This window comes from Bartonella sp. CR84HXZ (assembly GCF_042194535.1).
Classification (GTDB): Bacteria; Pseudomonadota; Alphaproteobacteria; order Rhizobiales; family Rhizobiaceae; genus Bartonella; species Bartonella grahamii.
This window is the reverse complement of record NZ_JBHIMY010000002.1, coordinates 1-12,444: the sequence shown is the minus strand read 5'-3', so window position 1 is coordinate 12,444 and position 12,444 is coordinate 1. Positions and strand designations below refer to the sequence as shown.

The 12,444-nt window shown below is 36.6% G+C and carries 7 protein-coding genes; 3 read left to right on the top strand and 4 right to left on the bottom strand.

The annotated features are described in order from the left end of the window. Positions 1 to 62: 62 nt before the first annotated feature. Genes ACFIKD_RS01280 through lptF form a run of 3 tightly spaced genes read right to left on the bottom strand, consistent with a single transcriptional unit; the run spans position 63 to position 4,702 of the window. Positions 63 to 2,423, bottom strand: a complete 2,361-nt coding sequence (locus tag ACFIKD_RS01280; RefSeq protein ID WP_375647012.1) for an LPS-assembly protein LptD — start codon at positions 2,421 to 2,423, stop codon at positions 63 to 65. Continuing rightward, positions 2,424 to 3,515 (bottom strand): LPS export ABC transporter permease LptG, encoded by a 1,092-nt coding sequence (gene lptG / locus ACFIKD_RS01275; RefSeq protein WP_375636537.1) that lies wholly within the window; start codon positions 3,513 to 3,515, stop codon positions 2,424 to 2,426. Next, complete coding sequence (lptF, locus tag ACFIKD_RS01270; protein ID WP_375647011.1) at positions 3,512 to 4,702, bottom strand: LPS export ABC transporter permease LptF; 1,191 nt, start codon at positions 4,700 to 4,702, stop codon at positions 3,512 to 3,514. Before lptF ends, lptG begins: the two co-directional genes overlap by 4 nt. A 398-nt stretch (positions 4,703 to 5,100) precedes the next feature. On the opposite strand from lptF, the gene ACFIKD_RS01265 reads away from it, so the two are divergent. Then, complete coding sequence (locus tag ACFIKD_RS01265) at positions 5,101 to 5,547, top strand: DNA polymerase III subunit chi (RefSeq protein ID WP_375636534.1); 447 nt, start codon at positions 5,101 to 5,103, stop codon at positions 5,545 to 5,547. A gap of 165 nt (positions 5,548 to 5,712) precedes the next feature. Beyond that, on the top strand, positions 5,713 to 5,976 hold the full coding sequence (locus tag ACFIKD_RS01260; RefSeq protein WP_375636533.1) for a hypothetical protein: 264 nt from the start codon (positions 5,713 to 5,715) through the stop codon (positions 5,974 to 5,976). Here ACFIKD_RS01260 and ACFIKD_RS01255 read toward each other — a convergent pair. Then, positions 5,973 to 7,262: an MFS transporter gene (locus tag ACFIKD_RS01255; protein WP_375636532.1), complete on the bottom strand. Its 1,290-nt coding sequence runs from the start codon at positions 7,260 to 7,262 to the stop codon at positions 5,973 to 5,975. The genes ACFIKD_RS01260 and ACFIKD_RS01255 overlap by 4 nt on opposite strands. A 562-nt stretch (positions 7,263 to 7,824) precedes the next feature. On the opposite strand from ACFIKD_RS01255, the gene ACFIKD_RS01250 reads away from it, so the two are divergent. After that, a partial coding sequence (locus ACFIKD_RS01250; protein WP_375647010.1) for a pertactin-like passenger domain-containing protein occupies positions 7,825 to 12,444 on the top strand: 4,620 nt, incomplete at its 3' end.

The window sequence follows — 12,444 nt, the reverse complement described above, 5'->3', positions numbered from 1 at the left end:
ATATACTCTTTCTTTCATAAAAACAATGATAAGTTAAATGACTGATACATTCTCTTTATAAATTAATCTATCTTTTTTCCGATATCTGCAATCGTACGCAATGAAAGAGAGAAATTAAAGTTTTGCAAGGGTGTTTTCCTGCCTGGATTCGTTACCTGTTGATAACCGAATGTTAACCCGAAACATTCATCTGTATAATTCAAGCTAATTCCTCGCTTTACAAATGTACCAGATACTAAATCATAACCGGCGTTGCTATTAATAGACCAATAATCTGCTAGTTTAAGTCCTGTTTGAAAAGAAATTTCTTGGCGCTCTTGAGGATATTCATAATCTGGTTGCTTTGCGATATAGGCATATTGTAGAGCCGCCCAAAAATTTTGCCATTTTTGTGATGCTTCGATTTCACTACGGCGGATTTTTCCTGTCTTTTTGTCAAAGCGTCCACGCGTTTCTAAGGAAAAACCACTTTTATGGGTTGCACCAAACATTGCAACATAGTCTGAACGTTTTGCCTCTAAGCTAGAATGAATACCGACATTGACAAAGTCCTTTTCTGCAAAAGAATTCTTTCCTGCTAGATGAAAGGATTGTCCAACAAGACTATAAAGAGACCAATTGTCATTAAAGCTTCCAGAATATCTTAGACCTATATTGGCTCTTGTGCCACCTTCTACACGATCATAACCAGAAAATTTGTCTCGTTGAAAGAGAGTGGTTGCATCAAAGACAAAGCTTTGAGCATCTTCATTAGGAATTTGTCCAATATATTGTTCATTATTGCGTATAAAAATTTGTGCGGTTGGTTCTATAATATGTGTAGAATGATCCGCTGTAATAAGGAAGGGATAGCGTAGTTCCAACCCTGCTGTTGCCATGCCACGAATTGTTGAACCATGAATTGCGGATGAGGAATTTTTTTCTGTAGAAGCTGTATAATTTTCGCTTGCATTGGTTGTAATGATATCAGCTCGTAGAGAGAGAAGGGGGGTTAAGATGAGTCCGTTGTGCGTGTTGAAGCGCTTTTTCCACTGAAGCTCGTTTGTTAAACGCAAACTATTTCCAGCCATACCAGAAAGTCTTACTATGTTGAGAGGGGTTCCGTTCTGGTCGGTAGAACTGAAGTCAGTATGACGACGATAAATTGATTGCATATTACTATGGAAGGTAAGCTCTCCATTATAAATGGGTTCATCTGGTGTGAAAAAATAATCGATGCGCGGTAGGACCCAAGCTTGCCGAGAGTGACGTTCATAATGAGGATCATTCAATATTGAATCTTGAACTTTAAAATGATAAAAACGCATATCAAAATAATTTTTTCCTGCAAGACCATTCAGATAGATCTGAGAAAGTTGTGTAGGATTGCTATAGTTTTCAAGTTTATAGGCACGACTAAAATGCCGATCTGATTGTGCAAGGATATCCCATCCATAAGTCCAGTGTGAATTAATACGAAAGTCCCCTTTTGTTGACAGCATATAACGGTTTTTATGCTGTGCATCAATCGTATCATTATCAAATCTATGCCGTTTCATTTGGTATATATGAGCAAAGCGAATATTATAACTGCCCATTTTAAAACGTTGACGCCATTCCCCTTCGGTTAAAAGCCCTTGTTGGGTATAAACAGTAGAAGAAAGGGTAAAATCATAGTGAGGGGCGAGATTCCAAAAATAAGAATTCTTTATCCCCATACCGAGATAATCAGTATAAAAAAAATGAGGAGTAAGCAGACCGCTAGCACGCCTGACAGTTGGATCATAGATCTCAAAATTTGGAAATTTTATAATCGGTACACCAAAAACTTCAAAACTGCTATTTTCAAACCGAATTTTTTTGATGCTATTATTCCATATGATCTTTCTTGCTTTAATTTTCCATAGGACGTCTCTATCTGGTTTATAAGAGCAAGGTTCACAGGCTGTATAGGTTGCATTTTCAAAGACTGTTATGTGATTGTTTTTGCGTGTAGCATTTTGGGCTGAAAAGTGAACATTGTTGGCTGTATCAATACGTAAGGCGTTTACAAAACCCTCGCCAAGATCTTTGGTCATATCAATTTGGTTGGAATAGATTTTATTACCATCCTTTTCAGTAATTTCAACGTTCCCTTGTGCTATAAGCCGTCCTGTTTTTTGATTGTAAATAATTTTTTGAGCGACAACTTTATTGCCATCATATTCGATTTGGACATTACCTTGTGCAGAAACAGTGTTTTCATCACGATTGTAGATGAGTTCATCCGCAGAGAGCAAAAGAGGACGTTCCGGATTTCGAATGCGACTTTGGGAAGGAGACATAAGGCTTTGAGCGTGCGCACAATAAGACAAAGCGCCTCCTAAAATAACCCCCATAACACTTGTAAAAGCGAGAGCACTTAATTTTGTTAAAATAATTTTTTTAAGTGTTAATGCTTTCACTTAGCCATCCTCTTTATGAAGTAAAAAAGAGATTCCTAAGAATAACGCAATAACAACGGGTGTCCAAGCTGCAATAATTGGTGGAATATATCCAGCATTACCAAAAGCTTGAACGAGTACGGAAATAACATAAAGCGTAAACCCAGCTATTACTCCACCAAGAATCAACGTTCTAGATTGCCCAAAACGCGTAAAATTTAAAGATACAGTTGCTGCAATGAGGGTCATTGCCACAAGTAATGCCGGTAATGCAATTAAAGATTGGAAATACATATCAAAATTATTAGCAGAATAGCCAAATGAACGTGCAATCATAATTTTTTTTGGCAATTGGTAAAATGGAATAGTCGCGGGATTCGCTAAACGTTCCGTTAAAAATTCAGGTTTTAGATTGGTTTTTATTTGCAACACGGTAATTTTTTCAGGAGGATGCCCTATTTTATAGATTGTTCCATTTGTTAATAGCCAAGATCCATTACTCAAGGTTGCTTTTGGGGTGTTAATCCAATTTTTGACGGTTGCGTTGTCATTGTATTGTACAAAGGTTGCATCGATAAGAGAAAGTCCTTGGTCGGTGATAAATTTAGCACCAATGGTTGTTCTGCCTAAATTTGTACGTTGTGTTAACCAGTGGATACCTGTATTATGAAGAGGTGTTAGTATATTGTTATTGCGCCATTCAGTCATCTTTTTTTCTGCTTGAGAAAATCCCCATGCAGCAAGTGGATTAATGAGAAGAACTGAAAATAATCCCAAAAGAAAAGCTCCCAAACAAGCTGGCATAAGAAATTGCCATGCAGAAACACCGATTGAACGAGTCACCACAAGTTCAAGTTTTTTGTTGAGCGAGATAAGCGTTGCCATTGCAGAAAAGAGTGCAATGAAAGGGATAAGTTGTTGCATGATAAAAGGGATGCGTAAAACAGAGAGGAAAAATGCATCTTTTGCTGTATGATGCGGAATGGAGGACAGCCTACCGGAGTTCTCTGTGAAATCGATTAAAAGAGCAAGGACAAAAATGCTTCCCCAGAAATAACAAGTTATTTTAAGATAACGTATAAAAAAGTATCGTCCAAGTGTCCACCCAATCATGATATTTCATCCGAGGAATCTTGAGATTTTCGATGTTCAAATTTGTTCATTACTTTTTGAAAAGCGATTTGAATAATCTCATTAACTTTTGTGGGGAGCCCAATTTTATGATTCGTTAAAAGCATAAAAAAAACAAATGCACTTGTCCCTATGGGCATAATATAAAGGAGAGGAACGTATGCAAGATCGTTCTTTGCTTTTTCTGCAAAAAAATATCCTATCCAATACACCAGAAAAGAAAGGGTAATTGCCGAGAAATTTGCGGAATGACGAGCTTGTCGATGGGAGCATACATCCCCTGCCGCTGCTAATGCAATAAGTGAAAAAACAATAGGGTAGAGCCATTGGGTTAATCTGCGGTGAAACTCAGCTTTATATTGGAGTGGTTTTCGTTGATAGTAGGGATCTTTTGGATCAGGATTTTGTAAATAAGAAAGAGACCGATCTTTTGGATAAAGAGTAGGTGCTTTATCACTGGGGATAAACTCCCCTAGGCTAAAAGTATATGAGCTAAATTGAACGATTGAAACACTGTTATTTTGATGGTTAACTCTTTCTATTTCACCGTTATTGAGAACCAGAAAACTGCCGTTTTTATTGCTCACAATGGATGCGTCTGTTGCATAATAAAAAAGATCAGTCTTAGGATCACGCTGGTCGGCAATGAAAAGGCGTTTAAGTGCTCCATTTGGATTTCGTTCGCCAATTTCTATGTAAAGGTTATTAGCGAGTTTTTGGAAGCTTCCTTCACTAATGAATAGATTAATAAGATCAAAATGAGCGCTTGCTAGCATTTGTCGCATATGAAGACGCGCTTGAGGAACAACAAAATTAGCTATAGAAAAGGAGATACAGGATGCAACAATAGCAAGAAGAAGAATAGGTTTCCAAACAGTACTTTTAGCAAAACCAGAGGCATTGATGACAGCAAGTTCTGAGTCTTGATGCATTGCTGAAAGGATGGTTGTAATTGCGATTACTAATGCAAATGGAATGACAAGAAAAACAACAGAAGGAACCAATGAGAGTGAAAATTGTAAGACTGTGAGGAGTGTTTGTTTACTTGTTGTGAGAAAGTTTATCCGTGCGAGAATTTGTACTGTCCAACTAACGCCCACTGCTGCAATCATAACAGAACTAAACAAAACAAGGACACGTTTCAGGATGTAGAACTCAATAATACGCATAAATTGGGGAAAATCCTCAGTCTTTAATTCGATAGCAAATATTTTACTGCTTTCGGTTAAAATGTAATAAAGTTCGAAAAAATATCCTTCTATGAATTGGATATTTTAACCAAATAAATAATATAAAATTGCCTATGAGGTCCTCTTTAAATTTTCCGTACATTATATTTTATTTTCAACTATAGTCTACAAAGAATCTAGAAAATAACTTAAAAAAATTTTTTATTAACGTTGAAATTAAAATTTTTTGTCTTTTAAAGACACGTGCAAAAAGATAATGCATCTCAATCAAAAAAGAGGGTTTATATCTTGAACCGTTTCCTTTTATACTGTGGGTATGGAAGTTTCTCTAAAAAAGATGTTAGCTTTTTATAAAAGGGTGATAAGGGCTTAAGAGGTTGGATATTCTATTCTATCATTTGACGCAGTCAACGCTGAAAGATATTTTGCCAACGCTTGTAGAGCGTGCATTGGCTCGTTTTGGGAAGGTAACAATACAATGTGTAAGTGAAGAACAACGCGATTCTATAGATATGCATTTATGGGTTTATGCGGATGAATCATTTATTGGACATGGAACTGAGTGTGATCAATATTCAAACTTTCAGCCTGTATTTTTGACGACAGGACAAGAAAATCCGAATGATTCAAAGATTCGTTTTCTCATAGAGGGAGCCGTATGTTCGAATATTGATACTTATCAACGGCTTGTTGTGATATTTGATGGTAGAGATGATGAGCAGTTGAGTCTTGTTCGTGCACAGTGGAAAAAATATAAAATGGAAAATCATAATTTAACGTATTGGCAACAGACTGAAGATCGTTGTTGGGAAAAACAGGTTTAATGCGTCTCATCTCTGTTGTTCTGATTTTTATAGGATTGATAGGAATAGTAAATCCAGCGCTTTTTATTGCGAAAGGATCAGGGGGAGGGCGTTGGGTTTTTATTGTGATTTTTCTTTTAGGCATATTAAAGATATGGACTACAATTAAAAAAATGAAACGGCATCATGATAATTGATCGAATTTTGCTTGTTTTATGGGCTGTGATATTGGCTTTTTTTTGCGTTTCGTGGTTGGGAACAACACATATCCTATCAGGAATGTTTACTGTTGCTTATATAAGCAATATTGCAGATTTTTTATTTTTCTTTTTGAGTGCCTTGTTCGCAGGAATATTGTGGTGGAAAATACCGCAACCCATGTCTTTAAAAACGAAACTGGCAGCATTTTTGCTGCCAGTACTTATTTTATTCTTCTTTATTATATTTTAGTTGGATATTTCATCATCTGTAAATCCGACGAAGCAAATCAGTGAAATAAAAGAAGCAAGAAGCAAATAATAGCCGATATAAGATGTATCAAAATGTTGTACCAGATATTCTGCAATATAAGGCGCAAGAGAGGCTCCTACGATACCCGATAAGTTGAAAGTAATAGAAGAACCAGTATATCGAATTGCTGTTGGGTATGGTGAAGCCAAAACAGCACCAAGAGGACTGTATATCATCCCCATGATAGACAAACCGATAACAGACATTGCAAGGACTCCTATAACTCCAGAATTTAAGAAATAAGGAATTGCAAAAGAATAGATACCGGTGATGATTGTAACCCAAATCATCAAAGTTCTACGTCTAATACGATCAGCGAGTTTTCCAGTGATGACAGTAAAAATTCCACAGAAAATAGCACCAACAATTTCGACTTGAAGAGCTTGATAAAATGGCAATTGCAGATGGTTTGTTGAGTAGCTTAACAAATATGCAGTGACCAAGTAAAACAAAACAAATGTTGCCATACCAGAAAATATTCCAAGAAATAGGATTCGTGGACATTTTAAAAAGACATCGATGATAGGAACTTTGACACGTTCTTTACTTTCAAGAGTTTTTTTGAATTGAACAGTTTCATTGATTGAAAGACGGACCCATAATCCTATAATCATAAAAACAACTGAAGCAATAAAAGGAATGCGCCATCCCCAAGCTAAAAGTTCCTCATGATCAAGGAAATGCAACAGACCTAAATAAACAGCAATAGATAAAAATAAACCGATTGGAACGCCCAATTGGGGGAACATCGCATACCAGCCGCGCTTTTCTGGAGGGGCATTTTCTGTTGCGAGCAAAACAGCACCTCCCCATTCTCCTCCTAATCCCATTCCCTGTCCAATACGGCACAAGGTTAAGAGGAAAGGGGCAAACCACCCAGCGGTTTCATAAGTAGGAAGAAAACCAATAATGACTGTTGAAAGACCCATTGTGAGAAGAGAAGCGATAAGTGTTGCTTTCCTTCCAATTTTATCTCCAAAATGTCCAAAAACAATTGATCCAAAGGGGCGGGCAAAAAAGGCTGCTCCAAAGATCAGGAAAGATTGTAAAATGGCAATCTGATCATTTTGTGTTGGAAAAAACACATGAGGAAATATGAGAGCTGCGGCAGTGGCAAAGACATAGAAATCAAAGAATTCAATTGTTGGGCCAATAAGGCTTGCAAACAAAATGCGACGAGGGGAATTTCTGTTTCTTGTACCTTGCATTTCTAAGTTTATAGACATGAATAGAATGTCCCTTTCAGTATATGACAAATCAAATGATGAGTTAACTGACTATAATTATAAAAATTTCAAATCACTGTCGAGTCGATATTATGACGTTTCTTATATATTAGAACAATGATTATGGCTTGATGAGCATGAATAAGTGTTCTTTAGATTACCCAAGTTAAGTAGAATAAAGACACTGTTTTAAATGCTGTAGAGGAAGAAATATGTGGATATAAAGGCCGCTCTCATAACATTACTGTTTCCTTTAATGTTTAATGCCATTTTTATCTATTGAGGGATCAATCTTATTTATAGACCAGCCTTTGGTATCTCAAAAATATTTTTCCATAGATGTAATTATAACACTTTTTAAGCGTATCAAAAAGAAATTAAACCTTTTAGTTGTGCATGCATTTTAAAACACAGGGTGTATATTTGATCTGTCAGAGTGTAGTCCATCGAATGCTTTATTATCTTAAAAAACATGAGGTTGAGCAATTGCATTGAGTTGTTTTGGTCTATGCACTTTTTTCTAAATGGGGGAATTTAAATTTGAAATTATGGAGTGTGAATAATGCAACGCAAATTGAAATTAAGTTTTTGTGCATTAATGACCAGTGGTTTTTTTGCCAAGATTGCGAGTGCAGATGGAGTAGCGACACCAAAAGAAAAGTTATTAACACCAGTAAGTATCAGTGAACATCTAGAAGAGACAAAAAAATTGTTATTGGAAGTGAGGGGATTAAAAGAAAAAAAAGGGGGATCAAAAAGGATAGAGAATAAACAGATAGTAGAAGGAAGCAAGTCTTCAGAAGAGGAAAGGGAGAGATTAGAAAACCTATTCTTTGAAGTACTCACAAATTCAATAATAAGTGATGGTGCTACTATCTATATTACTAATCAAGATTCTGAAGATTCTGAAATAAATAGCTTTAAATATGAAGATGCAGGCTATTCCATCAATAATACGGTTCAAGAAGGTGGAAAACTCTACATTGATGCAGCAAGTGTTAGCAGGGATACGACAATTGAGAGTGGTGGTATTGAATTCGTCCAAAATCTGAGCAGTTCAGAATATGCCACTGTTAAAAAAGGTGGTAAACAAATTGTTGAGAGTGGTGCAAATGCTGAGGGGGCTAAAATCTATGGTGGTGAGCAGATTATTTTTGGTAAGGGGGTTCTTGGAACTGGTTTGTTGCGTAAAGATAAGGAAAGTAGTGCTTATAACACCGAAATTTATGCTGAAGATGGAATCCTAGGACTACAAAGTGTCTATAGTGGGGGGATGGTTGTTGACACAAAGGTTATGAAAGGAGGTGTCCAGAATCTTGATGGTAAAGAGAATTTTAATAATGGATTCTCAGAAGATACTGATACAGCTGATACAGAAAATGAGGATTTTACAATCAATGAGGGGGCTTTTGCACTTAGTACTGAACTTTTTAAAAATGGTGCGCAGAATATCTTAGCAGGAGGGAATGCGAGCGAAGTTACTTTATATGATAGAGCTACTCAGAAGATATATGATTCTGGATACGCGGATAATCTAACAATTAATCACCAAGCACAATCATGGGTTTTTGCTGGTGCAATATTAGATAAGGATACAAATGTTAATGATTTTGGCAACCTCTATCTTTATGCTGGGAATGGTGAAGCTGTTACGGAAGTAGAAAATCTTATTTTAAATGGAGAAGATGCCAAGTTATACTCTATTGCAACTAAAAATAACGCTACTCTCTCTCAGGTTAATATCCAGAATTTAACTGGAAGTGGCAGAGTTATTTTTACATCTTTTGGGGCTGATAAGCATTACTCTAAGCTTAATATTGATGATCTATCAGGTTCTTTACATTTTGAGTTTAATGTCAACTTTGCCAAGCATCTTAGTGATTATCTTGTTATTAAAAAAAGTGGTTCAGGTTATCATACAATAAGTGTTACTGATTCTGGAGGTGAGGTTACAACCCCTTCCCACAAAAAGCTTAAATTAATTTCTGATCATAGTGGAAACGCTCATTTTACTCTGACAAATACTTTTGGTGAAAAAATCAGAGCTATTGATGCCGGAACCTACATGTACAGTTTGAAACATAGAAAAAATAAGAGCAATGGTAAAATTTGGTATTTAGATGCGAATTATGCTCTTGATGAGGAAAATACCTCTTTATTTTCTGATTTTAACTTGCAACCATCTGCGATGGCTTCATTATCGAATGATCTCACAGAACGCACAATTGAAAAGGGAATGATTGTTACGATTGCTGATCCTAGCTTTGATAGTAACAGTGAGAAAGTTGATAGCAATGGAGAGACTTCAATTAGTAATATAGTTAAAGATGCTGGAAAGCTTTCGGTTTATAACGGTGGTTTTAGCCTGTATACGACAATTCAAAGAGGCGGTACTGAACTTATTAGAACACAGGGTCTTTCACAGGATAGTACAGTTAAGAGAGGGGGAAAACAAAAGGTTGAAGATGGGGGGAAAGCTGAAGGGGCTCAAATTTACGGTGGTGAGCAGTTTGTTTCAGGAAAGTTTGATATCAAAGGTGAGATGGTAAGGAGTAGCGCCTATAACACTGTCGTTTCTGGTAAAAATGGAGTGCTAGGATACCAGAATGTGTATGATGATGGAGAGGTTTTTAGCACAAAGATCATGGAAGGAGGGGTACAAAATCTTTTTGTGGAAAAAGATCTAGACCATTATAGCAGTTTTGCATTTGATACGAAGATCTTTTCTGGTGGAGAACAACACGTTTTAGCAGGAGGAATCGCGATTGGTGTTCTCTTACAAGGGAATGCTTTTCAAGCAATAGATTTAGGAGGCTATGTAAAAGATTTAACGATTAAGGATCAAGCACAATCGTGGTTGCATTCTGGTGCAACATTAGAAGGAAACACCATGATTCATGATTCTGGACGGATTTATCTTTATGCTGGTGCTGAGCAATCTCATACTGAAGTAGAAAAAATTGTTTTAAATGGTAAAGATACCACATTATACTCTATTGCTTCCAAGATGGATGGTGAAAGCTCTCTGATTGAGGATCTAAGCGGGGATGGACGCGTTGTTTTTACTTCTACCGTGTTTAATCCACATTACTCTAAACTTGAGGTCGGTAATCTTTCAGGTAATTTACATTTTAGGTTTAATACTAATTTTGCAGAACAGCGCGGTGATTATCTTCTTATAAAAAAAGGAGCAGGTCATCACACCATCAGCGTTATCGATTCTGGTGCTGAAATGACCAATTCTCTTCTACAAAATCAGAACTTAGTTTTGGAGCTTGATTTAATTCATGATCAAAGTGGAAATGCACATTTTACTCTGATAGATTTTGGGGGTGAAGAGATAGCTACTGTTGATAATGGAGTCTACATGTACGCTCTAAAGAAAAAAGATCATAACGGTGGAAAGATTTGGTCTTTATCGACATCATCTACATCGGAAAAAATTTCTACTCCTATCTTTTCTCCATCTCATACGGAGTTGCCTATAGATAACTCTTTTGAGCAAGAAAATACTGTTTCTCCTTCGGAAGATTCTATAGCCGATTCTTATACAGGTGATTTCAATTTTTATGCAGAGGATTTCATTACTGGTCTAGGTGAAAAAATTTTACAAAACTCCATACTTGGTGACAATAGCATAGTTTATATTGCTGGTGATGGAGAAACGGATGATTTTAAATTATCCATTAATAATACAGTTCCAGAAACTGCAACACTCTATGTTGAGACTGGTGGTTTTAGTAAGAATACAACAATTGAAAATGGTGGTTCAGAGATTGTAGGGGAACAGGGGATCTCAGAATTTACGATTATTTACGAGGGTGGAAAACAAAGAGTGGAGGGAGGAGGATCCGCATTGAGAGCTGAAATTTATGGTGGGGAGCAGCTTGTTTTCGGAGAGGGTTATGTAAATGGTGAAATTGTGGGGAGCAGCACTTATAACACGACACTTTATGGTCAAGGTGACACGCCGGGACAGCAGAATGTATATGATGATGGGATGGCTGTGGGAACAAAAGTGATGAGTGGAGGAATACAAACTCTTGCTAAATGGTTCGCAGATGATGATGATTTTGTACAAAAAAGTGGTGGCTTAGCCGTGAATACTGAGGTTTTCGCGGGTGGGGTACAGCGGGTATTAGCAGGGGGAGAGGCGGATATTGTGACTTTACACCGCCATGCTGCTCAAGAAGTTCATGCTGGTAGCATTGTAAAAAATCTAACAATTAAAGAAGGAGCCAATTCATGGGTTTTTGCTGGTGCGATGTTGGAAGGAAAAATAAAGATTCATGATTTTGGACAAGTTCACCTTTATGCTGGAAATAATAGCTTTTATACTGAATATAAAAATTATCAGACAACAGTAGACGATATTAATTTAGAGGGAGAAAACGCTAAATTATACTCTATTTCTACTGGATATGGAAACACAGAAACCTATATTAAGAAGCTAAGCGGTGTGGGAAATATTATTTTTACTTCTACAGAATCCAATTTACATTACTCTAAGCTTTATATTGATAATCTTTTTGGGAGTCTACATTTCGATTTTAATGTCAGCCTTGCAGAAGGAGAGGGTGATTATCTCTTTATCAAGAATGGCCGTGGTTCTCACACAATAAGTATTGTAGATTCCGGTATTGAAATTGTTGATCCTTCTTCAACAGAACTTGATTTAATTGTTGATCAAAGTGGAGGAGCACATTTTACTCTGAGAAGCTTTTCTGGTGCAAATGTTAAAACTATTGATGGCGGAACCTATATGTATGGTTTAAAACAGAGAATTGATGAGGATGGGGGTGAAAAAGTTTGGTATTTATCTGCGGTATTTATTGATAATGTTTCATTTCTCAACAGTTTGCCACGTAGTAGGAGTAGATCTACGTGGCATTTAAATCAAAATCAATCAGCTTCTTCTCTTTCAACTATTACAGTTACAAAAGAGCATGCTATTAAGTTGCTACATCGAAGAGAAAACCGCCAAAACTTAAGGCAAAAATCTCCAGCTTCTGTATCTCTAACTGTTTCAACTCTTGGAAGTCAAATTATTGAAGGGGCATATCCAGCAAGTTCTCTTCATTTTTCTGACGGAAAGCAACAGGCTATTGTTTCAGAATCTTCACAATCTTTAGCCGATCAAATGATTTTGCGTCCAGTTCATAAAGAACAGCCTTCTCCACAA